The 24283-nt window shown below is 68.9% G+C and carries 20 protein-coding genes; 9 read left to right on the top strand and 11 right to left on the bottom strand.

All coding sequences use genetic code 11. The annotated features are described in order from the left end of the window. Positions 1-44 precede the first annotated feature (44 nt). Positions 45-1394, bottom strand: a complete 1350-nt coding sequence (locus AC5W7N_RS11415; protein WP_495923661.1) for a replication-associated recombination protein A — start codon at positions 1392-1394, stop codon at positions 45-47. 172 nt (positions 1395-1566) lie between these two features. On the opposite strand from AC5W7N_RS11415, the gene AC5W7N_RS11410 reads away from it, so the two are divergent. Continuing rightward, entirely contained in the window at positions 1567-3228 is a 1662-nt protein-coding gene (locus tag AC5W7N_RS11410; protein ID WP_495923659.1) for an alkaline phosphatase D family protein, read from the top strand. Positions 3229-3469: 241 nt separating this feature from the next. Here the strand turns inward: AC5W7N_RS11410 and AC5W7N_RS11405 are convergent, their stop codons facing one another. Continuing rightward, complete coding sequence (locus AC5W7N_RS11405) at positions 3470-4639, bottom strand: phosphotransferase family protein (RefSeq protein WP_194989971.1); 1170 nt, start codon at positions 4637-4639, stop codon at positions 3470-3472. A gap of 192 nt (positions 4640-4831) precedes the next feature. On the opposite strand from AC5W7N_RS11405, the gene AC5W7N_RS11400 reads away from it, so the two are divergent. Next, the gene (locus tag AC5W7N_RS11400) at positions 4832-5767 is read left to right on the top strand and encodes a DUF2189 domain-containing protein (RefSeq protein ID WP_495923657.1); all 936 of its coding nucleotides are present in this window, start codon (positions 4832-4834) and stop codon (positions 5765-5767) included. A 61-nt stretch (positions 5768-5828) separates the two neighbouring features. Here the strand turns inward: AC5W7N_RS11400 and aspS are convergent, their stop codons facing one another. Next, entirely contained in the window at positions 5829-7652 is a 1824-nt protein-coding gene (gene aspS, locus AC5W7N_RS11395; protein ID WP_495923655.1) for an aspartate--tRNA ligase, read from the bottom strand. A 139-nt stretch (positions 7653-7791) separates the two neighbouring features. On the opposite strand from aspS, the gene ypfJ reads away from it, so the two are divergent. Further along, positions 7792-8712 carry a KPN_02809 family neutral zinc metallopeptidase gene (gene ypfJ / locus AC5W7N_RS11390; protein WP_163814625.1) on the top strand — a complete coding sequence of 307 codons (921 nt, stop codon included), beginning with the start codon at positions 7792-7794 and terminating at the stop codon, positions 8710-8712. Positions 8713-8816: 104 nt separating this feature from the next. On the opposite strand, the gene AC5W7N_RS11385 is transcribed toward ypfJ, so the two are convergent. Further along, on the bottom strand, positions 8817-10493 hold the full coding sequence (locus AC5W7N_RS11385; RefSeq protein WP_195019632.1) for a hypothetical protein: 1677 nt from the start codon (positions 10491-10493) through the stop codon (positions 8817-8819). After that, entirely contained in the window at positions 10490-10819 is a 330-nt protein-coding gene (locus AC5W7N_RS11380; RefSeq protein WP_163814627.1) for a type VII secretion target, read from the bottom strand. Before AC5W7N_RS11380 ends, AC5W7N_RS11385 begins: the two co-directional genes overlap by 4 nt. A 220-nt stretch (positions 10820-11039) precedes the next feature. On the opposite strand from AC5W7N_RS11380, the gene AC5W7N_RS11375 reads away from it, so the two are divergent. The 4 genes from AC5W7N_RS11375 (at position 11040) to AC5W7N_RS11360 (ending at position 16259) form a co-directional block, all read left to right on the top strand. Next, complete coding sequence (locus tag AC5W7N_RS11375; RefSeq protein WP_163814628.1) at positions 11040-12044, top strand: NAD-dependent epimerase/dehydratase family protein; 1005 nt, start codon at positions 11040-11042, stop codon at positions 12042-12044. A 31-nt stretch (positions 12045-12075) separates the two neighbouring features. Then, complete coding sequence (locus AC5W7N_RS11370; RefSeq protein WP_163814629.1) at positions 12076-13092, top strand: Rv2578c family radical SAM protein; 1017 nt, start codon at positions 12076-12078, stop codon at positions 13090-13092. A gap of 126 nt (positions 13093-13218) precedes the next feature. Further along, positions 13219-15183 carry a 2-oxoacid:acceptor oxidoreductase subunit alpha gene (locus AC5W7N_RS11365; RefSeq protein WP_495923653.1) on the top strand — a complete coding sequence of 655 codons (1965 nt, stop codon included), beginning with the start codon at positions 13219-13221 and terminating at the stop codon, positions 15181-15183. Beyond that, positions 15180-16259, top strand: a complete 1080-nt coding sequence (locus AC5W7N_RS11360; RefSeq protein WP_163814630.1) for a 2-oxoacid:ferredoxin oxidoreductase subunit beta — start codon at positions 15180-15182, stop codon at positions 16257-16259. The genes AC5W7N_RS11365 and AC5W7N_RS11360 overlap by 4 nt, the downstream gene beginning before the upstream one ends. An 8-nt stretch (positions 16260-16267) precedes the next feature. On the opposite strand, the gene AC5W7N_RS11355 is transcribed toward AC5W7N_RS11360, so the two are convergent. From AC5W7N_RS11355 to hisS, 3 genes are all read right to left on the bottom strand, one after another. Next, on the bottom strand, positions 16268-17272 hold the full coding sequence (locus AC5W7N_RS11355) for a malate dehydrogenase (RefSeq protein WP_163814631.1): 1005 nt from the start codon (positions 17270-17272) through the stop codon (positions 16268-16270). Between the two features lie 93 nt (positions 17273-17365). Beyond that, positions 17366-18016: a hypothetical protein gene (locus AC5W7N_RS11350; RefSeq protein WP_194991424.1), complete on the bottom strand. Its 651-nt coding sequence runs from the start codon at positions 18014-18016 to the stop codon at positions 17366-17368. A 45-nt stretch (positions 18017-18061) separates the two neighbouring features. Next, a complete protein-coding gene (hisS, locus tag AC5W7N_RS11345) occupies positions 18062-19339 on the bottom strand; it encodes a histidine--tRNA ligase (RefSeq protein WP_194991423.1) in 1278 nt (425 codons plus the stop codon). A gap of 184 nt (positions 19340-19523) precedes the next feature. Here hisS and AC5W7N_RS11340 point away from each other — a divergent pair, with 184 nt between their 5' ends. Both AC5W7N_RS11340 and AC5W7N_RS11335 read left to right on the top strand, forming a co-directional pair. Beyond that, positions 19524-20402, top strand: coding sequence for a peptidylprolyl isomerase (locus AC5W7N_RS11340; protein ID WP_495923651.1), 879 nt, complete (start codon positions 19524-19526; stop codon positions 20400-20402). 405 nt (positions 20403-20807) lie between these two features. After that, positions 20808-21431, top strand: coding sequence for a hypothetical protein (locus AC5W7N_RS11335; RefSeq protein ID WP_194991422.1), 624 nt, complete (start codon positions 20808-20810; stop codon positions 21429-21431). 59 nt (positions 21432-21490) lie between these two features. Here the strand turns inward: AC5W7N_RS11335 and AC5W7N_RS11330 are convergent, their stop codons facing one another. The 3 genes from AC5W7N_RS11330 to AC5W7N_RS11320 are packed head-to-tail and all read right to left on the bottom strand — an operon-like array spanning position 21491 to position 24262. Then, entirely contained in the window at positions 21491-21877 is a 387-nt protein-coding gene (locus AC5W7N_RS11330) for a DUF4913 domain-containing protein (protein WP_036537879.1), read from the bottom strand. Next, on the bottom strand, positions 21864-23708 hold the full coding sequence (locus tag AC5W7N_RS11325) for a type IV secretory system conjugative DNA transfer family protein (protein WP_194991421.1): 1845 nt from the start codon (positions 23706-23708) through the stop codon (positions 21864-21866). Before AC5W7N_RS11325 ends, AC5W7N_RS11330 begins: the two co-directional genes overlap by 14 nt. A gap of 35 nt (positions 23709-23743) precedes the next feature. Beyond that, positions 23744-24262, bottom strand: a complete 519-nt coding sequence (locus AC5W7N_RS11320; protein ID WP_495923648.1) for a hypothetical protein — start codon at positions 24260-24262, stop codon at positions 23744-23746. Positions 24263-24283: the final 21 nt, after the last annotated feature.

The raw sequence follows: 24283 nt of genomic DNA, 5'->3' as shown, positions 1-24283 counted from the left end.
TTTCATCGAGTCGGCCGAGCAGCTCACACCCGCTGCCCGCCGGCTCACTCGCCGCGAACGATGCGGCGCAACTTCTCCACGCGGGGTCCGACCGCGCGCTCGTGACCATGGTCGGTCGGGTGGTAGTAGTCGACGCCGACGAGTTGGTCGGGCGGATACTGCTGGGCCAGCACCCCGCCGGGATCATCGTGCGGGTAGCGGTAGCCCTGCGCGTTGCCGAGCTGCTGCGCGCCCGCGTAATGACCGTCCCGCAGATGCGGCGGGACCGCACCGGCCTTGCCGGCCGAGACATCGGCCATCGCGGCCCCGATGGCCGCCACCACGGCGCCGGATTTGGGCGCGGTCGCCAGATGGATGGTGGCCTGGGCCAGGGCGAGCCGGCATTCGGGCAATCCCACCAGCTGCACGACCTGCGCCGCCGCCGTGGCGGTCTGCAACGCCGTCGGATCGGCCATGCCGATGTCCTCGCTGGCGTGGATCATCAGCCTGCGCGCGATGAACCGCGGGTCCTCCCCCGCGCTCAGCATCCTGGCCAGGTAGTGCAACGCGGCGTCGACATCGGATCCGCGGATGGACTTGATGAACGCACTGATCACGTCGTAGTGCTGATCGCCTGCCCGGTCGTAGCGCACCGCGGCCTTGTCGACGCTGGCCTCGACCAGATCGACGTCGACGGTGCCGTCGAGCGAGGACTCTGCCGACGCCTCCAGCGCGGTGAGCGCCCGGCGGGCATCGCCACCGGCGATGCGCACGATGTGGTCGAGGGCGGCCTCGGTGACGGTGTACTGCCCGTCCAGGCCGCGCGCGTCGTCGATGGCGCGCCGCAGCACCGCGCGGATGTCGTCGTCGGTGAGCGAGCGCAGTTGCAGCACCAGCGATCGCGACAGCAGTGGCGAGACCACCGAGAACGAGGGGTTCTCCGTGGTCGCGCCGACCAGCAGCACGATCCGGTTCTCCACCGCGGCCAGCAGCGCGTCCTGCTGGGTTTTGGAGAAGCGGTGCACCTCGTCGATGAACAGCACCGTCTGCTCGCCGGCCGTCAGCCGCCTGCGGGCCAGGTCGATGACCGCGCGTACCTCTTTGACGCCCGCCGACAGCGCCGACAGCGCCTCGAATCGCCGGCCGGTGGCCCGGGAGATCAGCGAGGCCAACGTCGTTTTGCCGGTGCCGGGCGGGCCGTACAGCAGCACCGACGCCGCGCCGGAGCCCTCGATCAGCCTGCGCAGCGGTGACCCGGGGCCGAGCAGGTGCTGCTGGCCGAGGACCTCCTCCAGCGTGGCCGGGCGCATCCGCACGGCCAGTGGCGCCGCCGCGCCGGGGCCGCGGAAGGTGATATCGGTGTCGGAGGTGCCGGGCGCCGCCGCGCCGGGCACGTCGAACAGCCCGTCGCTCATGACACTTGCCTGCCGGTGCTCGGCCGCGTCATGAACGCCCGCGCGACCGCGTTCATAGTTCGCTCGCTCATCGTCGATGACGCTACCGGCCGGGTCCGACACACCGGGAGCGCGGATCGAACCGCCGCGCCGCGGTTCGATTTGCCAGTCCCCCGCCGATGGGTTGTGATCAATGATCGTGGCTGAAAACGTGCTCGTTTCAGATACTGCGGTGGTGCGGCGACGCACGGTCTTGGCCGGTGGCGCGGTCGCCGCGGCCGGGGCAGGTCTCGCGCTCGCCGCTCCTGCCCGGGCGAATGCGCCGGTCTTCCGCCATGGTGTCGCCTCCGGTGATCCACTGCCCGACGCGGTGATCATCTGGACCCGGGTCACCGTCGCCGAGGACGCCACCCCCGGCTCGGGTACGGGCGCCGCCGCGGCCGTGCGCTGGGAAGTGGCCGCCGACGAGAACTTCGCCTCGATCACCGCCTCCGGATCGGTCACCGCGACCGTCGACACCGACCACACCGTGACGGTCGATGTCACCGGGCTGGCGCCGGGCTGCGTGTATTTCTACCGCTTCACCGCCCTCGGCCAGCGCTCTCCCGTGGGGCGCACCCGGACCGCGCCCGCACTCGGCGCCACCCCAGACCGGCTGCGGTTCGGGGTGGTGTCGTGTGCGAACTGGGAGGCCGGGTTCTTCGCCGCCTACCGTCATCTGGCCGACCGCACCGACCTCGACGCCATCGTGCACCTGGGCGACTACCTCTACGAATACGGACGCGGCGAGTACGGCGGCCGGACCGGATCGGTGCGCCCGCACGATCCGGTGCACGAGATCGTCTCCCTGGCCGACTACCGCATCCGCCACGCCCAGTACAAAACCGATCCCGATCTGCAACGCCTGCACGCGCTGCTGCCGTTCATCTGCACCTGGGACGACCACGAATCCGCCGACAACTCCTGGTCCGGCGGTTCGGGCAAACACGATCCGGTGTCGCAGGGTTCCTGGGCCGACCGGAAGGCAGCTTCGGCGCGGGCCTATCTGGAGTGGATGCCGGTCCGGGCGTCGCGTTCGGGTTCGGGTGTGCAGATCTATCGGCGGTTGCGTTTCGGCACGCTGGCGGAGCTGTCGATGCTGGATTTGCGCAGCTACCGCGATCAGGAAGTGAAGCCGGGCGCGGGCTGGCGCGAGGTGGACAATCCGCAGCGCACCATCACCGGGCGCGCGCAGATGGACTGGCTCACCGCCGGGCTGGCGTCGTCGACGGCGCGGTGGAAGCTGGTGGGCAATTCGGTGATGATCGCGCCGCTGGTGTTTCCGCCGCTGGATCCGGCGACGACCGCGGCCTTCACCCAAGCGTTGGGCGTCCCGCAGTCGGGCCTGCCCGTCAATGCCGACCAGTGGGACGGCTACACCGCCGACCGTGCCCGCCTGTACCGGGCGATCACCGAGCACGGGGTGTCGGACGTGGTGTTCCTGACCGGCGACATCCACTCCTCATGGGCGGCGGATCTGCCGGTGAACGCCGCCGACCCGGCCGGCCGCGTCGTCGGGGCGGAGTTCGTGGTGCCGTCGGTGACCTCGTCCAGCCTGGGTGAGGTGTTGCAGGCGCCGCCGCGGACGGCCGCGGTGCCGGTGGAGGAGGCGGTCAAGGGCGTCAACCGGCATCTGCGCTACGTCGAGTTGGATTCGCACGGCTTCGGTGTGCTGGAGGTGACGGCCGCGCAGACCCAGATGGATTGGTTCTACGTCCTCGATGTCGCCGACCCGCAGTCGGGCGTCCGCCACGGCGCGTCGTTCGCCGTACCGGCGGGCGGCCGGGTGGAGCCGAGGGCCACTCCCGCGAGCTGACCGGTCTGCTCTGCGCGCACCGCGTCGACTCCCTGAGGGTGGGGTCGGTGAGGTAGGTACCGGCAGCCGTGGCTCGGGTGGACAGGGTCGCCGTGGCCCGGTCGTCGGCCGCCCCGGCGTTGCGGCGGCGGGCCCGTTGCGCATGCCGGCTGACCGGCCCGACTCCGCGGCGGCTCGGAGCCCGGCGCGGGGCACGGCGGTGAGCACCCGCGATTCCGGGCGCCCCGATCTTCCTTGGCCGTTATTCGGCCCAGCGCTCCACGAGCACCGCTGTCATCGCCTCGGCGAAATCGCCGATGACGTCGTCGCCGGTGACGCGAGCGTCCTCGGCGAGGGCCGCCCAACGGTTGATCAGCGCCTCCGAACGCGGCACCGACAGCCCGTGTTCGCGGGCAGCGGCGATCCGGCCGTGATCGGCGGGCAGGAACCAGTAGGTGGACAGCCACACCCAGATCAGGCGCGCTTCCAGGATCTTCTCGGCGAGCAGGCCGTCGTCGGCGAGGGCGGGCCAGACGCCGACGACCTCGGCGCGCCAGGCCTCGACCATATGGGCGGCGCGCTCGCGCGAGAGTTCCACATCGCACAGGCAGCCGGGGAACGAGACCAGCGCATAGGCGATGTCGAGGGTCGCATCGCGGAAACCGCCCCACTCGTAGTCGAGGATGCGGGCGCCCTCGTCGTTGAGGATGACATTGTCCGGGCACAGATCCGACGGGCTGAAGGCGCGGAACCGGCCGCCGGAGAACAGCCGGGCCCCGTGCGTGATCTTGGTGGCCAGCTCGTCGGGGACCTCCATGCCGAGTTCACGCAGCAGCAGGGCGGGAACCTCGGCGACGGCGGCCTCGGCCTGCTGGGCGATGCCGTCGATGCGGTGGGCCACATCAACCCGGCGCAGCAGCGCCACGAAATCGGCCTCGCGGCCGACGGTCGCCGCATGCATCCGGCCCAGCGCCTGCGCGAAGGCCATCATGGCGTTCTGGGTGGCCGGTTCGGCGCCCGAGCGCAGCACGGTGGTGAGTGAGGTGTTCTCTCCCAGGTCGCTGAGCACGAGCAGCCGATCGGGCAGGCTGTGCGCGATGAGGTAGGCGCCGGGACGCTGTTCACGGCTGAGCGCGGTGGTGAACTGGTAGGACACCGCCTCACGCAGGAACGCGGAGTCGATGCTGGCGACGCCGGGGGTGATGCCCGCGTTGCGCGGCATCGGCGCGGCGCCGCGCACCTGCTTGAGGATCAGGGTGCGCGGTAGCGAGAAAGCGTTCTCGGCAACCCGCACGCGTAGGACCGTCGTCCTACCACTACCGCTGAGTTCGATCGGATCGCTCAGCTTCACCGGAGCACCCATGCGCTTTGTGAGCAACTGTTGTGCTGCGGACACGACTTCGGTGGCGCGTTCGGCCAATAGTGCGGTCATCACAGATCAAAGTACTCGCATCGGGTCACTTCTAGCGAGCGGTTGGGCAACCTTTCCGTGTCGCTCGGCGTGTCCGCGCGCCGCTCTGGTAGAGCGCGCCGATCACTTGAGACGATGTCAGCCGTGCTGTTTCCTGGTCGTCAACTACCGTGCGCCACACCGCAAACCAGCTGACCCGAAAGGTCGACCACCGTGACCGACACACCATCCGCCACGCCGCAACCGTCCGGCGACAAGCCCGCGCCGGGCGGCGGCACCGGGCAGGTCCCCGGCGGCGACCCGTCCGCGTCCTCCCCCTCGGGCCACGGCCGTCACGAAATGCCGGGCGCCGCAGGATACCCGCAGTTCCAGGGCCCGGGCGCGGCCAATTACGGCAACGAACCGGTCGAACCTGCGCCGCCGCTGGATCAGTCGCAGGCGCAGCCGACCTACGGCCCACCGGGGACCGGCCCCGACCCACAGGCGCCCACCTACGGCTATCTGAATCAGACCGGCACCGGCGTGCCCGCCCCGCTCGACGTGGGCCACGCACTCAGTTACGGCTGGGAGAAATTCCGGCGAAATCCTGGCCCCTGGCTGGCAGTGAGCGCGCTGGGCCTGGTGATCTATCTGCTGTTCGTGGCGGTCGTGCAGGTTCTCGCGCCGCGCTCGGCGCTGACGGTGCTGTTCATCTTCCTCGCGGTCTCGGTGGGGCTGTGGCTGCTGCAAGCGGCGATGGTGCGCGGCGCGCTCTATGAAACCAACGGCTATCCAGCGACTTTCGGCTCCTACTTCCACCTCGGCGCCGCGGGCAATGTGTTGCTCACCGCGGGGCTGGCCTTCCTGGCCACCACGCTCGCCTCGGCGTTGTGCCTGCTGCCGGGTATCGCTGTCGGGATGGGATGCATGTTCTCGCTGCATTTCGTCATCGATCAGAATCAGGGTCCGATCGAGGCCATCACCTCGAGCGTCAAGCTGGTGATCACCAATATCTGGCCGGTGATCCTGCTAATGCTCACGGTGCTGGTCGTCGCGTTGCTCGGCCTGCTGGCCTGCGGTTTCGGTCTGCTGGTCGCAGGCCCGGTGGCGACCATCGCGGTCACCTACGCCTACCGCACGATGACCGGAGGGCTCGTCTCGGCCATCTGAGCAGCCCTGGAGACGACGATGGCCGGCCCCCCGTGGGGCCGGCCATCGTGGACGTAAGTCGCTACTGCTCGACGGTTTCGGGCGCGGTGGGGGCGCCGTCGGCCGAAACCTCGGTCACGCCCTTGATTTCCGGCTTGGCGTCCAGGCCGGCTTCCTTACGCTGCTGCGCGGTGATGGGCGCGGGCGCATCGGTCAGCGGGTCGACACCGCCACCGGTCTTCGGGAACGCGATGACCTCACGAATGGAGTCCATGCCGGCAAGCAGCGCGGTGATCCGGTCCCAGCCGAAGGCGATGCCGCCGTGCGGCGGCGCACCGAAAGCGAAGGCGTCCAACAGGAATCCGAACTTCTCCTGCGCCTCGTCATGGCTGATGCCCATGACCTCGAACACCCGTTCCTGCACATCGCGACGATGGATACGGATGCTGCCGCCGCCGATCTCGTTGCCGTTGCAGACGATGTCGTAGGCGTAGGCAAGCGCGGAGCCCGGATCGGTGTCGAAGGTGTCCATCGACTCCGGCTTCGGCGAGGTGAACGCGTGATGCACCGCGGTCCAGGCCGAATAGCCCAGCGCGACATCGCCGCTCGCGGTCGCCTCGGCGGCGGGCTCGAACAGCGGTGCGTCCACGATCCACACGAACGCCCACGCGTCCTCGTCGATCAGGCCGACCTTGCGCGCGATCTCACCGCGCGCGGCGCCGAGCAGCGCGCGCTGTGCCTTGGGCGCGCCCGCGGCGAAGAACACACAGTCACCCGGCTTGGCGCCGACGTGGTCGGCGAGGGTGGCGCGTTCGGTCTCGCTGAGATTCTTGGCGACGGGGCCGCCCAGCACGCCGTCCTCGTCGATCAGCACGTAGGCCAAGCCCTTGGCCCCGCGCTGCTTGGCCCATTCCTGCCAGGCATCGAGCTGACGGCGCGGCTGGCTCGCTCCACCCGGCATCACCACCGCGCCCACGTACGGAGCCTGGAACACCCGGAACGGGGTGTCCTTGAAGAACTCCGTGCATTCGGTGATCTCCACCCCGAAGCGCAGGTCCGGCTTGTCGGTGCCGAAGCGACGCATGGCCTCGTGGTAGGTCATGTGCGGAATCGGGGTGGGGATCTCGTAGCCGATGAGTTCCCACAGCGCCACCAGGATCTCCTCGGCCAGCAGGATCACGTCCTCCTGGCGGACGAAGCTCATCTCGATGTCGAGCTGGGTGAACTCCGGCTGACGGTCGGCGCGGAAATCCTCGTCGCGGTAGCAGCGCGCGATCTGGTAATAGCGCTCGATACCGCCGACCATCAGCAGCTGCTTGAACAGCTGCGGGCTCTGCGGCAGGGCGTAGAAGTTGCCCGGCTGCAGGCGCGCGGGCACCAGGAAGTCGCGGGCGCCCTCGGGGGTCGAGCGAGTCAGCGTCGGCGTCTCCACCTCGACGAATTCGTGGCGCGCCAGCACCCGGCGGGCGGCGGCGTTGACCTTGGACCGCAGCCGGATGGCGTGGGCCGGGCCCTCTCGGCGCAGGTCCAGGTACCGGTGGGTCAGCCTGGCCTCTTCACCGGGCTGCTCGTCGAGCTGGAACGGCAGCGGCGCGCTCTCGTTGAGCACCTCGAGCTCGCTGACGTTGACCTCGATCGCGCCGGTGGGCAGGTCGGGGTTCTCGTTGCCCTCGGGACGCTGTTCGACCACGCCGACGACCTTGACGCAGTACTCCGCCCGCAGCCGGTGCGCCTGTTCGGCCGCCTCACCCTCACGGAACACCACCTGCGCCACTCCGGAGGCGTCGCGCAGATCGATGAAGATCACGCCACCGTGGTCACGCCGCCGGGCCACCCAGCCGCTCAGGGTGACGGTCTGACCGGCGTGCTCGCTTCGCAGCGAACCAGCCAAGTGGGTGCGCAGCACGATGTTCCTTTCGACGAATGTGACACCGGAACGCCCTCCCGGTGCAAGCCATCGTAGTGAGACACATTCGCCGAGCGGAAACCGATATCGGGTCCACCCGTGCGAAGCTGTAGCGGACACGTCACAGATAGGGATTCTCATGACCTTCAACGAGGGTATGCAGATCGACCCGAATCGAGCCTCATCCGGCGGCGGGCCGGGCATGGGCGGCAAGTTGGCCCTCGGTGGCGGCGCCGGCGGACTGATCGTGCTGGTGTTGACGCTGCTGCTCGGCGGCGACCCGGGATCGGTGCTCGGCCAGTTCACCGGCGCCCAGGATGTGCAGTCCCAGCCGACCGCTGGCACGCCCGAGCACTGCCGCACGGCCGCGGACGCCAACCGGTATGTGGACTGCCGGGTGGTGCTCACCGCGCAGAGCCTGGACGCGGTGTGGGCGGCCGAGCTGCCGAAACAGGCAGGCGTCGACTATGTGGAGCCGGAGCTGGTGTTGTTCTCGGGCTCGGTGTCCACCGGCTGCGGCAATGCCACCAGCGCGGTCGGGCCGTTCTACTGCCCGGCCGATCAGACCGCCTACTTCGATGTCAGCTTCTTCCAGGAGCTCGTCGACCGGTTCGGTTCCAGTGGCGGTCCGCTGGCCCAGGAGTATGTGGTCGCGCACGAGTTCGGCCACCACATCCAGACCCTGCTCGGCGATATCGGCCGCGCGCAGCGCGATCCGCGCGGCCCGGAATCCGGTGCGGTGCGCACCGAGTTGCAGGCCGATTGCTATGCGGGGATCTGGGCGCACTACGCGGACAAGATGCCGGCCCCCGGCGGTGACGGGCGGCCGTTCCTGCAGAAGCTCTCCGATACCGATATCGCGGACGCGTTGTCGGCGGCGTCGGCGGTCGGTGACGACCGGATCCAGCGGGCCGCGCAGGGAAGGGTCAACCCGGAGGCGTGGACGCACGGATCGTCGGAGCAGCGGCAGAAGTGGTTCCTGGCCGGCTATCAGAGCGGCCGCATGCAGGCTTGCGACACCTACTCCGCCCGAGATCTGGACAACCCGGCCGCTCGCTGAGACGCCACCGCGCACGTCCACGGCGCGGATGCGGCGGACGAAAACAACGGCCTCGCACCGGTTTCGGTGCGAGGCCGTTGTCGTGCCGATATGGCGGACCGTTTCTAGAACTGGTCCTGGTAGTAATCGGACCCGTCGCCCTCGTCGGTGTTGGTGGCACCGATGACCTCGGGGGTGGATTCGCCCAGCGGACCGGTGAGGTCGTCGTTGCCGGTGCGGCTGCGGTACGGGTCGACGTTGCGCGAGTGCTCGTCCTCGTTGTTGTTGCGCTGCCCCGCGGCACCGGCGGCACCGGGGCCGCCCATGAAGCCGGAGCTCGAGGCAGGCGTGGTGCCGAGGCCCGCGCCCATCGGCATACCGGCGACGGGTGCGCGCATACCGCCGGGCAGCGCGACACCGCCCGGTGCACCGGATGTGCCCGGCAGAGAAGGGATTCCGGCGACGCCGCCGCTACCGGCGCGCCCCGCCGAACCGCCGCTGCCGCCCCGACCGAACCCGCCGGTGCCGAACGCTCCGGCGCCGCCGCCGCTGCCGGCCGAACCACCGCTGCCGTAGCTGGCGGCGCTGGTGGATAGGCCGTTGGTGCCACTGGTGCCGGAATCGAAACCGGCCGCGGTGGTGGCGACCTCCTCGGCCTGCGACATGAGCGGCTCGCCGACGTTCTGCATGACCGCTTGGGCGATCTCCGCCGGCGCCGGGCCGTTCTGCCCGACCAGCTGGCTCACCAGCCCGTTGAGCTCGGCGGTCTTACCCGCCAGATCGCCGCGGGTGGCGTTGACGACGCTGACCGCCTGGCCGAGATGTTCGGTGGCGGTGGCCATCAGGGTGGCCTGGGCGGGCGGGGTCATGATCACCGGCGCGAGGGCGACGGCCTGGCTGGCGAACGAGGTGGCGATCGTGGTGAGCTGGGCATTGCCCTGCTGCACCACCGCGGCCGCGCGCTGGGTGAGCTCGGAGATGTCGATCCCGCGCTGACTTGTCTCCATGCCCTCGCTGTTGGCCTTCTGACCCGCGTCTTGCGCGGCCGTGGCGGCCTGGCTCTGCCAGACCTGTTCGACCGCACCGAGGCTGCCCTTGCCGACCTGCATCGCCATCTCGATGACCTTGGAGGATTGGCTGAGGATGGCGGTGGGGTCGAAGGCCCCCATGACGCCGGTGCCGAAGCTGCCGAGCAGATCCAGGATGGGTTTGAACAGCATGTCGATCCCGGGCAGAGCGGGCAGCGCGATACCGCTCATCAAGGCGCCGACCGGATCGGCGGGCAGCGCCGGGAGCGCCGCAGCGGCCGGAGTGGCGGCGGCACCCGCCGCCGAGGCGGCACTCGCGGCGGAGGATCCGCCCATCACGCTGCTCACCGCACCGCCGGCCTGCCCGAGCACGCCCTGGGCGGCGTCGAGGACAGGCGCCGCGGCGTGGTTGATCACGGCTCCGGCATCACCGATCAGGGCAGACGCCTCGGGCGGCAGCCCGCTGAGGACATCTTCGGGCGTGGCGACCGGCGCGCCGAGACCGGACAGCCCGGGCATGCCGACCGGTGCGGCGCCGACACCCGGACCTTCCTCGGTGATCTTTTGCGCCAGTACGAATTCCGGCGGCTCGATCGGCGGGAGGTCGGCGGGCAGCTGCGGCATCGGCAGGTCGAGGATCGCCTGCTGCTCGAGCGGCACGGCCGACGCCTGCTGGGCGGCCGCGGCGACCTGATCGCGGGCCTGCTCCATCAGCGACTGTTCGGCCTCCGGCGCGATCACGCCGGACGCGCCGGAGGCGTCCAGTGGTTTCACAGGGCACCGCCGATCTCGCCTGCGACCTTGCCGAGATCGCCCGCGTTACCGAGATCGGTGACGTCGTAATTGGTAGCGGAACTGAACGCGGCCTGCGACAGCTTGGCGTACTTATCGGATAGGTCGTTGATATCGCGCGCCTGCAGCACCTGCGCGGCCGCGAACGACAGTAGGTAATCGGCCCCGATCAGCCCGAACACCGGAGTCATCGCCGAGACGCTGGCGACCACATCCATATTCCCCGCCCCGGCGATATCGCCCGCGATCGCCGCATTCGTGGCGCCGAACGCGCGGAGCCCTTCGGTTTCTACCGAGACATCACTCATGGAGCTGCCCCCCAATCCTCATCAACATCAGTGTCGTCAACATCGCGTTGCTCGAACGTCCGCTCGTCTGCCCCTACAGCGCAAGTTCTCCCGACAGCACGGCCGCTTCGGTTGCGGCCCAATATAGCCGACGACGCCGACATCGCTCGACCCCTCATACGGGCGCGCGAGAAAACTGGAACGTGTTGCAAATTAGAACAAGTTCTATATCCTCTGTCCCATGAAGGTCGCAGTGACCGGCGCAGCCGGGTACCTTGGCACGAATTTGCTCCCCCTGCTCGCCGATCGCGGACACGAGATCACGGCGATCGACCGGGTCGTGCCGCACCAACCCGGCCCAGCGGGCGTCACCTGGGTCTCCGCCGACGTCCTCGACCCCGAATCCATGCGGTCGGCCCTGGCGGGCGCGGAGATCGTTTACCACCTCGTCGCGGTGATCACCCTCGCCGAGAAGAACGATCTGGCCTGGCGGGTGAACACCGAAGGCGTGCGCGTGGTGGCCGAGGCCGCCCTCGCCACCGGGGTACGCCGGATGGTGCACGCCAGCTCCATCCACGCCTTCGACCAGTACACCTGCGGCGGCAGCATCGACGAGACCTCGGCGCGCTCGACCGACCCGGCACTGCCGGTCTACGACCGTTCCAAGTGGCAGGGCGAGATCGAGCTGCGCGCGGTCATCGAACAGGGACTCGACGCGGTGCTGTGCAATCCGACCGGCGTGTACGGCCCGCGCGATCTGAGCACTCCGCTGTCGCGGATCAACCGCACCCTGCGCGACGCCGCGCTCGGCCGGGTGCCCGCGATGATCGGCGGCGGATTCGACCTGGTCGACGTCCGCGATGTGGCCGAAGGCCTGATCCTGGCCGGCGAAAAGGGCCGCACCGGTGAGAATTACCTGCTCGGCGGCGAAATGACCTCGATGCTCGACGTCTGCCGCACCGCGGCGACGATCAACGGCAAGAAGGGCCCGCGGTTCGTCATCTCACCCAAGGTGATCACCGGGCTCATGCCGGTGCTCGAGCCGATCGGCAAACGCCTCGGCACCGATATCGTGTCCAAGGCCGCCATCGGGGCGCTGGTATCGGCGCCGATCGTCGACCACGGCAAGGCAACTCGCGAACTGGGCTACCAGCCGCGACCGCTCCAGGAGACGGTGCGCGACCTGGTGGCGTTCTTCGCCGACCCGGCCGGCACCACACCGCCGCAATCACGCCAGATTGCTTGACAGCGGTTAGAACGCATGTTCGACTAGCGGGGTGCGGTGGCAAAGCCAGACCCTGGACGCCGACGACGGCGCGCTGCCCGGCCTGGACCGGGCAGGCTTCGTCCGAACTGTACAGACCCCCGAATTCGACGGCATCACCTTCCACGAAGTGCTCTGTAAGAGCGCGCTGAACAAGATGCCCGAGGAGTCGGGCCTGCCGTTCCGGTGGACGATCAACCCGATGCGCGGGTGTTCGCACGCCTGCCGGTACTGCTTCGCCCGCGGCACGCACGAATACCTCGATCTGGACGCCGGATCCGATTTCGACAATCAGATCGTCGTCAAGACCAATATCGCCGCGGTACTGCGGCGCGAACTGGCGCGCCGCAGCTGGCATCGCGAAACCGTCGCCCTGGGTACGAATACCGACCCCTATCAGCGTGCCGAGGGCCGATACCGGCTGATGCCTGGCATCATCCGGGCCCTCACCGATTCCGGTACCCCCTTCTCCATCCTCACCAAGGGCACGCTGCTGCGCCGCGATCTGCCGTTGCTCACCCTCGCCGCGCGGCAGGTACCGGTGCACATCGGGGTGTCGCTGGCCATGCTCGATCCCGAACTCCATCGCAGCGTCGAGCCGGGCACCCCGTCGCCCAAGGCGCGGCTGGAGCTGGTGCGCGCGCTCGCCGATGCGGGTTTCGAGGTCGATGTCATGGTCGCGCCGGTGATCCCCTACCTCACCGACAGCAGTGGCCATCTGGACGAGCTGTTCGCCGCCATCGCCGATGCGGGCGCGCGCAGCGTCGTCGCCTTTCCCATGCACCTACGTGGCAGCACCCGGGGCTGGTTCCTCGGCTGGCTGGCCGAGACCCATCCGGCGTTGCTGCGCCGGTACCGCCAGCTCTACGGCCGCGGTGCCTACGTCACGCCCGAGTATTCGCGGTGGTTGCGCGGCCGCATCGACCCACTGCTGGAACGGCATCGGCTCACCCGCGAGACGCCCGAGCCCGCCGAGACGGTGCCGCGGGCGCCCGCCGCGGTCGATCCGCAACTGGCGCTTTTCGCCTGATCAGCCGCTCCGCCACGCTGACGTGCTGCGACGCGCCCAGGATCGCCCACTTTCCCGGCAGCCCACCCGCCGAGCGGAGTAGGTTGGCCAGGGGCAGCTCTCTTCGACAGGAAGTGAAGCAGGCACATGGTCGACCACCACGACATCGCGGGCCGGGCAGCAGTTCCCGGCTCGACAGTGCGGGCCGCCACCCCGGTGGATCGGGTGGTGATCCGCTTCGCGGGCGATTCCGGCGACGGCATGCAGCTGACGGGCGATCGTTTCACCCATGAGGCGGCCGCCTTCGGCAACGACCTCGCCACCCAGCCCAGCTTCCCGGCCGAGATCCGCGCACCGCAGGGCACACTGCCCGGGGTGTCGTCGTTCCAGATCCAGATCGCCGACCACGACATCCTCACCGCGGGCGATCAGCCCGACGTGCTGGTGGCCATGAACCCGGCCGCGCTCAAGGCCAATCTCGGCGATCTGCCGCGCGGTGGCATCGTCATCCTCGACACCGACGAATTCACCGCACGCAACCTGGCCCGCGTCGGCTACACCAGCGATCCGCGCACCGACGGAACATTGGCCGATGTGGTGGTGCATCCGGTGCCGATGAGTTCGCTGACGCTGGCCGCCACCGAAGCGGCCGACGTCGGCAAGAAGGCCGCCCAGCGCGCCAAGAACATGTTCGCGCTCGGCTTGCTGTCGTGGATGTACGGGCGCGAACTCGGCGGCACCGAACGCTTCATGCGGGAGAAGTTCGCCGACTCCCCCGCCGTCGCCGAGGCCAATATCCTGGCCTTTCAGGCCGGCTGGAACTACGGCGAGACCACCGAGAGTTTCGCGACCACCTACACCGTCGCCCGCGCGGCCCTGCCGCCCGGCACCTACCGTCAGATCACCGGCAATACCGCGCTCGCCTACGGGTTGATCACCGCGGGCCGGCTGGCGGGCCTGCCGGTCTTCCTCGGCTCGTATCCGATCACCCCGGCCTCCGACATCCTGCACGAATTGAGCAGGCACAAGAGCTTCGACGTCACCACCTTCCAGGCCGAGGACGAGATCGCGGGCATCGGCGCAGCGCTCGGCGCCGCACTCGGCGGAGCGCTCGGCGTCACCAGTACCTCCGGGCCGGGACTGTCGCTCAAGAGCGAGACGATCGGTCTGGCCGTGATGACCGAACTGCCGCTGGTGATCATCGATGTCCAGCGCGGCGGCCCGTCCACCGGCCTGCCGACCAAGACCGAACAGGCCGATCTGCTCCAGGCCCTCTACGGGCGCAACGGCGAATCACCGGTCGCGGTGCTGGCGCCACGCTCACCCGCGGACTGCTTCGACGCCGCCGTCGAGGCGGCCCGTATCGCACTGACCTATCGCACCCCGGTGCTGCTGTTATCGGATGGCGCGATCGCGAATGGTTCGGAGCCGTGGGCTATTCCGCGGGTGGAGGAGCTCGCGCCCATCGATCCCGGCTTCGAAACCGAAGCGCCCGCCGAGGGCCCCTTCCAGCCCTACGCCCGCGACCCGGAGACACTGGCCCGCCCGCTCGCGGTGCCGGGTACGGCCGGACTGGCCCATCGCATCGGCGGTCTGGAGAAATCCGATGGCAGCGGCGAGATCTCCTACGATCCGGCCAACCACGAACTGATGGTGCGGTTGCGGCAGGCCAAGATCGACGCGATCACCGTCCCGGCAGTCGAGGTCGACGACCCGGACGGCCGCGCCGAACTGCTGCTGGTGGGGTGGGGCAGCTCGTTCGGCCCGATCGGCGAGGCCTGCCGGCGAGCGCGCCGACGCGGCGTCCCGGTCGCACATGTGCATCTGCGCCACCTCAACCCGCTGCCGCCGAATCTGGGTGAGCTGCTGCGCGGCTACCGCACCGTGGTCGCGCCGGAGATGAACAGCGGGCAGCTCGCGATGCTGCTGCGGTCCCGCTACCTGGTGGATGTCCGGCCGTGGACCAAGGTCGCTGGCACCGCGTTCTCCGCTCAGGAACTCGTCGGCGTCATCGACGCCGCACTCGACGGATCACTCGACGATATGGAACAGGACAAGGCCTTCGCCGCCAGGGCGCGGGCCACCTATCGCAGCCCCGGGGGCCGCTCATGACCATCATCGACCTCACCGCAACCGGCGCCTTTCTCGGCATGCCCGACGCGTCGGGCACCGCGGCGGTGCCGCGCTCGGACAGCCCGCAGCGCGCCAAGGATTTCGCCTCCGACCAGGAAGTGCGCTGGTGCCCCGGATGCGGCGACTACGTCATCCTGGCGACCGTGCGTGGTTTCCTCGCCGAACTCGGGGTGCGCAAGGAGAACCTGATGTTCGTCTCCGGGATCGGCTGTTCGAGCCGCTTCCCGTACTACCTCGACGCCTACGGCATCCATTCCATTCACGGCCGCGCACCCGCCATCGCCACCGGCCTGGCGGTGACGAGACCGGATCTGTCGGTGTGGGTGGTCACCGGTGACGGAGACGCGCTCTCGATCGGCGGCAACCACCTGATCCACGCGCTGCGCCGCAACGTCAACCTGACGATCCTGCTGTTCAACAACCGGATCTACGGCCTGACCAAGGGCCAATACTCCCCCACCTCGGAACCGGGGAAGGTGACCAAATCGACCCCGATGGGGTCGGTGGATCACCCGTTCAACACGCTGTCGATGGCGCTCGGCGCCGAAGCCACCTTCGCCGCGCGGGCACTGGATTCCGATCGCGCCGGGCTCACCGAGGTGCTGCGCGCGGCCACCGCACACCGGGGCGCCTCGTTCGTGGAGATCTTGCAGGATTGCCCGATCTTCAACGACGGATCCTTCGATGTGCTGCGCCGCGGCGACAGCGAGTCCCGGCTGATCCCGCTGCGTCACGGGCAGCCCGTCGTCTTCGGCGCCGATGGTGAATTCGCTGTCGTGCGCGATGGTTTCGGGCTCGCGGTGGCACGCACCGCCGATGTCGGCGAGCGCGAGATCATCGTGCACGACGCGCACACCGACGCGCCCGAATACGCCTATGCCTTGTCACGGCTGTCGGATCAGGGGCTCGAGCACGTCGTCACCGGCGTCTTCCGTGACGTCACCCGCCCCACCTACGACGACGCCGTGCGCGCCCAGACCGCGGCGGCGAAGCAGGGCCGTCGCGCCGATCTGCAAGAACTGCTGACCGGTACCGAAACCTGGACGGTCGGCTGAGCGGCGGCTCAGGCCGGTTTCGCGAACCCCAGATCGATCACCGCACCGCGTTCGGCGTCGAGCTCGGCGACCGAGGCGTCGATCCGCGCACGGGAGAACTCGTCGATCTCCAGATCCGGCACGATGGTGTACCCGCCGTGGGCGCACGTCACCGGGAACGAGCTGATCAGACCCTCGGGTACGCCGTAGGAGCCGTCGGAGGGCACCGCCATCGACACCCAGTCGCCCGCGCTACCCAGCACCCAATCGTGGATGTGGTCGATCGCGGCGCTGGCGGCACTGGCGGCCGAGGAAGCGCCGCGGGCCTGGATGATCGCGGTACCGCGCTGCTGCACGGTGGGCACGAAGTCCTCGCGCACCCAGCCGGAGTCCACCATCTCGAGCGCCGGACGGCCGGCGACGGTGGCGTGGGTGAGGTCGGGGTACTGGGTCGCCGAGTGGTTGCCCCAGATCGCGACCCGCTCGATCTCGGCGGCCGCGGCTCCGGTCTTCTTGGCCAGCTGGGCGATGGCCCGGTTGTGGTCGAGCCGGGTCATCGCGGTGAACCGCTCGGCCGGTACGTCGGGGGCATTGGTCATGGCGATGTAGGCATTGGTATTGGCCGGGTTGCCCACTACCAGCACCTTGACGTCGTCAGCGGCGCTGGCGTTGATCGCCGCGCCCTGATCGGTGAAGATCGGGCCGTTGGCGGCCAGCAGATCCGAACGCTCCATCCCCGCGGTGCGCGGGCGCGCGCCGACCAGCAGCGCGATATTCGCGCCGTCGAATCCTTCCCACGGATCGTCGCTGATATCGACCGATTCCAGCAGCGGGAACGCACCGTCCTCGAGTTCCATCGCGACACCTTCCAGCGAGGCGACCGCGGCCGGAATCTCGAGCAGACGCAGCCGGATCGGGGTATCGGGGCCGAGCATGGCGCCGGAGGCGATCCGGAAGAGCAATCCGTAGGCGATCTGGCCGGCCCCGCCGGTCACGGCGACGGTCACGGGCGCGGGTCGGGCGGCAGCACTCACAGCGACTCCTCAGCGGTCGGCCGGATGATCTGGCGATTTCCACCCTAGCCAGCCGCACGGCCGGAGTCGGCCGACCGTGAGGTAACAGACATCTCAGCTCAGTTCGGCCACTTCGCTATCGGTCAGCACCACCGGTGAGACGTAGTCCTTGGCGCGGACGAGGGTGACCGCCCGATAGAGCGGACGCTCCCCCAGCCCGGCATCGCGCGCCTCGGCGCGCAGCTGATGCACCAGCATGTCCGAGACCGCGACCGCGGTCGCCAGCTGGCTGGCGGCCAGCCCGTCGGCCAGTTTGCGCAGGCCGAGCAGATGCAGTTCGCGACCGCTGCCCGCGTCGGTATACATCGCCAGCGGGATGATCTGGGTATCCGGCCCGGCGGTCACGCGCAGCACGATTCGGCTCAATCGGCCCGGATACACCAGGATCTCCACGCCAGTCGCCTCGGCGAGCGGGATCCGCCGCTCACCGAAGAGCGTGCGGGCGTGAATCGTATTGCCGCGCAACCACATCCGCCGACGCCGCAGCGCCAGCGCGTAGCCGACGGTTGGCGCGCCGACGACGAGACCGATGAGGACGGCGATCGGCCAGCTCACCCACACCGCCGCCAGCAGCGCGGCACCGACGCCGACGCCGATGGCGGCCAGGGACAGGCGCCGCAGCATCGGCGCGTACACCTCGGGAGCGACCAGGTCGAGCCCGATCGGCGGATCGGATTCGCCCGGTGCGGGAGTTGGTTCGGTCACGGTCGCGCTGTCGTCCTCACGGCGGGATATGTCCCGGGCACCGTACTACTCCGCGCGATGCAATGCGGCGGTAACGGCGCCCACCACCTCGCCGAGCGGGATCTGGCGCTGGTCGCCGGTGGCCATGTTCTTGAGCCCGATGGTCTGCTCGGCCAGATCGCGGTCGCCGAGGACCAGGGTGAACTTGGCCCCAGAGCGATCGGCCGCCTTCATCGCGCCCTTCACCCCGCGCCCGCCGTAGGCCAGGTCGACCCGCACCCCGGCGGCGCGCAGCTGTGCGGCCAGCACCACCATGCGCTGAGTCGCGGCCTCGCCCAGCGGAACGCCGAAGACCTCGCAGCGCGCCGGATCACCCGCCGTTTTGCCCTCGGCGGCCAGCGCGAGCACGGTGCGGTCGACGCCGAGACCGAAACCGATTCCCGACAGCGCCTGCCCACCCAGCTCGGCCATCAGGCCGTCGTAGCGGCCGCCGCCGCCGATCCCGGACTGGGCGCCGAGCCCGTCGTGCACGAATTCGAAGGTGGTCTTGGTGTAGTAGTCCAGCCCGCGCACCATCCGCGGGTTCACCACATACGGCACGCCCAGCGCGTCGAGGTGGCCGAGTACCTGCTCGAAATGGGTTTTCGCCGATTCCGACAGGTGATCGATCATCAGCGGCGCGTTGGCCGTCATCTCACGCACCTGCGGACGTTTGTCGTCGAGCACGCGCAGCGGGTTGATCTGGGCGCGGCGGCGGGTCTCCTCGTCCAGCGGCAGCGCCAGCAGGAACTCCTGCAACAGCTCGCGGTACTGCGGGCGGCAGGTCTCATCGCCGAGCGAGGTGACCTCGAGCCGGAAGCCGTCCAGCCCCAGACCGCGGAAGCCGGCATCGGCCACGGCGATGACCTCGGCATCCAGCGCTGGATCGTCGATGCCGATGGCCTCGATGCCCACCTGCTGGAGCTGACGGTAACGGCCGGCCTGCGGGCGCTCGTAGCGGAAGAACGGGCCGGAATAGCACAGCTTGACCGGCAGCTGCCCTCGATCCAGGCCGTGCTCGATGACCGCGCGCATCACTCCGGCGGTGCCCTCGGGCCGCAGCGTGACGCTGCGATCGCTGCGGTCGGAGAAGGTGAACATCTCCTTGCTCACCACATCGGTGGACTCGCCGACACCACGCGCGAACAACTCGGTGTCCTCGAAGACCGGCAGCTCGATATGCCCGTACCCGGCGAGTCGGGCGGCGCGGATCAGGCCGTCGCGCACCGCGACGAACTCGGCCGAGCCGGGGGGCACGTAGTCCGGTACCCCCTTCGGGGCGGAGAAGCTGCTGGTCTTGGTCACGATGGTCCAGTTTCCCTCACTACCGTGCCTCGAGTCCAACCGGTTTGTCCGCGCGGGTCGCGGCGGGTGCCGGGCGGTCTCAGGTAGAGATGGCACACTCTTAGCCGAACATGACACTTTCGTAGTGAGAGAACAGCGCACGGCCGGTCTCCGGGCCAGGCCGCCGCACGGGAGGAACGTGGTAGTGCCGAGCAACGAACAGCGTCGAGCGGCAGCGAAACGCAAGCTGGAGCGCCAGCTGGCCAACCGGGCCGCGCGGGCGCGCAAGCGCAAGCAACTCACCATCGCCATGTCGGCGCTCGGCGTCGTCGTCGCGGTCGCGGCGGTGACCGGCGTGTACTTCCTGACCCGCGGTGAGGACAACGACAACACCGCGGCCGAGACGCCGGACGCCTCGCTGTCGAGCACCCCCATCGCCGCGCCTCCGCCGTCGGCCAAGGCCAAGCCCGCCACCGTCAGCTGCGCCTATCCCGACAGCCCCAAGCCCGCCGACAAGCCGGCGCAGAAGCCGCGCACCGAGGGCATCCAGACCACCGGCGACAACGCGACGCTGAGCATCAGCATGGAGACCAGCCAGGGCCCGATCGGCCTGACGCTCAACAACGCCGAATCGCCGTGCACGGTGAACAGTTTCGCCAGCCTGGCCGGTCAGGGCTTCTTCGACGGCACCAGCTGCCACCGCCTCACCCAGGGCCCCGGCCTGGAGGTGCTGCAGTGCGGCGATCCGACCGGCACCGGCATGGGCGGACCGGGCTACCAGTTCGACAACGAGTACCCCACCGATCAGTTCGCCCCCGATGATCCGGCCCTGCAGGAACCGATCGCCTACAAGCGCGGAGTCATCGCCATGGCCAATGCCGGGCCGGGCACCAACGGAAGCCAGTTCTTCCTGGTCTACGGCGATTCCCAGCTGCCGCCGAACTACACCATCTTCGGCACCGTCGACGAGACCGGGCTCGCCACCCTGGACAAGATCGCCCAGGCCGGGCAGGACGAGTCCAACGGCCCCGGCGACGGCAAGCCGAACCAGCCGGTGACGCTGAATTCGGTCCGCATCGACTGATTTCCCGTCCCTCGAGATCGGGCCCGCGACCGCACTGGTCGCGGGCCCGATCTATCGGTGGCGAACCTGCTCCGGCGCCGTCATCGTTCGGCCTTTTCGACCTCGAACCGAAGATCATCCGGCGAGTTCGGTTCCGTGCCGGAAATGTGCGATATATGCTGATGAGCGGTCCGCTAGGAACGACTGGGCCGGGTGTTCTCGGGTAATCTCGTAATACGGAGTGCGCGTAGCGAAGTCGGCGGCGCGAGCTCCCGGTGTTCGCACAGGCGGGCCAGGGATCGCCGGGCGGCCACCTTTCGCATGGCGGTTGTATCGATGACGTAAGAAGTCGATGACATATGAAGCGGCGTTCATGACGAAGCACCACAATCATCCATAGGGATCACCGCAGCATCGGGAGCAGCCATGTCCGAGGAACTGGACGATATCGGCCGGGAAACCGCGGCCATGATGAAGACCATGTTGCAGATCGCGACCCTGGTCGCGCTGAAAACCCGGGAGCGTGGTCAGAAGGAAGCCGAGGCCAGAGCCAAGCTCACCGAGGCCAAGATCAAAGAAGCGCGTGAGGCGCAGATCCGTGAGGCCCGCGAATCCAAGTCCAAGGATCCGCGCAATATCGAACTGGCCCAGATGATTTCCCGGCCCGCGCCGGAGAAGACGCTCGGCCAGGAGAAGGTGATGGGGCTGGCGCAGCAGGCCACCGCCACGGTCGAGCGCGAGAGCATGCCCTACCGGGGTGTTTCGCTGCACAAGGACCGGCCCTCGCTCCCCGCCCCCACCGGCGGGTCCATCGCCGCCGCCACGGCCAAGGCCGCCATCCGCTACGACTCCCCGGAACGCCGCGCCGCGCTGGCCGCACATCTGGCCAAGATCGGTATCGCGCCGGAAATCGCCGCGGTGCGCATGTTCATGGAGATCGGCCAGGCCAAGCCGCCCATCGAGGCCATCCGCACCCGCCCCGAACCTGGTCTGGAAATCCTCACCGGCAGGGACCAGGAGCGCACCCGCGGACTCGAACGCACCCGCTGATCACACCGTTCGTCCGGCGCCCGTCGAATTCGGCGGGCGCCGCGTCGTATTCGGACCGCTCAGGTGGTGCGGCTGTATTCGTCGGGGTTGCTGAACAAGCCCTCCGGATAGGTGGCGACCGGGAGCCTGGTGAGCATCTCCTTGTGCCCGTGCCGCACACTGCAGTACTTGAACGGGCCCTTCGGGTCGAACAGGACCGCCATGTGCTTATCGGCATGGTTGAGCAACCAGATGCTCATCCCCGTGGTCGGATCCTGCCGGAAGAATTCGAAGGCCCGCCACACCGCCTCCAGCCGGGCCACCGCTTCCTTGTGCCGCCACCATTCCGGGCACCACACGGTGTCGTTGATGTCGGTGACCTGTCGCTGATACAGCCCGGTCAGGTAGTTGTGCACGAACTCCCCGACATCGTGGTATTCGGTTTCCGGCTGCTCATTGCTGGTCAAGTGGACGAACCTCCTCGATCTGGCCGGAACCGGCACCCGGTTCCGCTGACGGTACTGCCTTGCTCAGCGACGGCGCCGGGATCAGATCGGTGATCACGGTCTTGCGCTGCGGATCGTGCTGCTCGATCGACTGCTGCACCGCTGCCGCGTAATCGCCTTCCCACCAGGGGACGGTGCGCACCAGCACCGGCGGCGCACCGGAGGGGAAGACGATGACCCGCCCGCGCGGCAGGGTCGCCAGCGCCTGCACCGTGAAGGTCTTCGACGAACCCAGCGAGCGCGAATAACTCTTGCTGCCCTTGGATTCCGATACCGACGCCGAAATCGACGAATGCTCGCCGATCGCCTCGGAACGCTCACGCAAGAAGTTCGTATCGTCGACGCCGCTGCCGAGCACCTTGATATTGGCCGCCGACCACAGGGCGTTCATGCCGGCTTCGCCCCAGCAACGCACGCCCTGGGCCCACGATTGCAGCACGGTCATCACCACGATGCCGCGCGAGCCGAAATGGCTGTACTGCTTGGGCAGATCCTTCCAGCGAACCACGTTGGCGGCCTCGTCCAGCACCGCGAGCAGCGGTATCGGCAAGCGTCCGCCCGCCGACCGCGCGGCCTTGCGCATGGCGATATCGATCACCGCCTCGGTCAGCGCACTGACCAGTGGTGAGGCCGACCCCCGGCCCTCGAGCGAGAGGCTGTAAAGGGTGCCGTTGCGCTCGATGAAATCCAATTCGTCGAACTGCTGGCGACTTCCGCCGGGGGTGACCCACGGGTGCACATTGGTGAGCTTGAGGCAGCGCACCATCTTCTTGGCGGTACCGAAGATACCGCTGCGCGTGCGGTCGTCGGTGTTGTATTGCGAGGCCAGGCCGGAGGCGGTGAAATCGTGCCCGGTATCGCGCAGCAGCTGAATCGGCTCGATATTGCCCGGGTTGGTGACCCACTCCCACACCTGGGTGATCGGTTTGCCGCCGACCGCCGCGGCGAGAAACAGCCCGGCCAGCAGATCTTCGGCTTCCGGATCGAAGAACGCGTCGGTCTTGGCGTCGGAACCGTCGTCGCCGTCGGCGAAATGGCCGGCCAGCCGGGCGGCGCGCATTTCGCAGCCTTCGTGGCGGGCATCCACCCAGCCCAGCGGATCCCAATACCAGCTGGCCTCCTCGCCCGCCACGCCCTGCGGGTCGAAGACGAAGGTGGGCGATCCCTTGGCCGCGCGGACGTCACGGGTCGCGTCGACCACGTCACGCTTGTTCGAGGTGGCGAGCACGGGACCGATGGCGGTGAGGATGGCCGGGATGACGCGGGAGGTCGACTTGCCCTGACGCGGCCCCCAGATATCGAGGTGCAGATCCTCATACGAGCCGTACAGCATCACACCGTCGGCGACGCCGATACCGATGGGCACACCGGGAGCGTCGTCGTAGCCGAGGCGCACGCCGAGTTGCTTGGCCTTCTCGCGCACGCCGGCCTCGGTGAGCGAGGCGATGGCGCTGCCGTTGCCCATCACGTCGGCCTTGTCGTCGACGCCGAGCCTGCCCTTGTTGCGGCGGGCCTGCAGCCGCCGCCGAATGACCACCACGGCGATGGCCGTGGCGATGACGAGCAGCAGGATGACGGTCGCCCCGCGCGGCCAGTGCAGTTTGCCGCGGATCAAACCGGCCACGATCTCGATCGGGTTCACCGGGATGTCCTGGCGGGTCACCGCGAGCAGATTGCCCAGATGCAGGGCCAGCCACAGGGTGGCGAGGACGGCGCCGACCACGTAGATCAGGATGAGGGTGCCGTCGGGTCCGACAACTGCCGGATCCTTCACCGGTTTCTTTTTCGCCATACCTGCCTCCTGATTGATCCGTGTGGAAAGCGTTGTCACCGATAGCCGTCGAGCCGCCAGCCGTCCGGGGTGCGGACCACGGTGGCGATGACGGTGGCGGGCGGTAGCGGCTCCTCGCGTCCGTCGGGGTAGACGACGGTCTGTTCGATGCCGATCTTGAATTGCTGCACGTTCGGATCCGCACCGGCCGGCGCCTTCTCGCCGGACGCGAAGGTGAAGGCGTCGATCCTGGCGCCCGCGTCTGCCCATTCGGCCCAGCGCAGGGACGGTTTGGGAGTCTCGCCGCCGGTGCTGGCGCCTTCTGCGACGCGAATCAGGCTGGGACCGAGCCATTTCCGTGCCCGCACCAGTGACGCGCCCTGATCCTCGCCGACCGGATTCCAGGTGTAGATCTCACGCAGGGCCGCGACCGCCACGCCCTCGGGCGTGACCGGGTCCGGTGCCGGAACAGCTTCGAGCTGACGGGTGGTCGAAGTAGCGGGTCCGCTGCCCGGACCTGCCTGCCCGTCGTCCTCGCGACCGCAGGCCGCGCTCATCATCGCGATGCCCGTCACCAGCACCACCACCAGTTTCGC

It is taken from the genome of Nocardia sp. CDC519, from assembly GCF_059509835.1.
The sequence above is the reverse complement of the archived record's forward strand: the minus strand, read 5'-3'. Positions and strand labels throughout refer to the sequence as shown.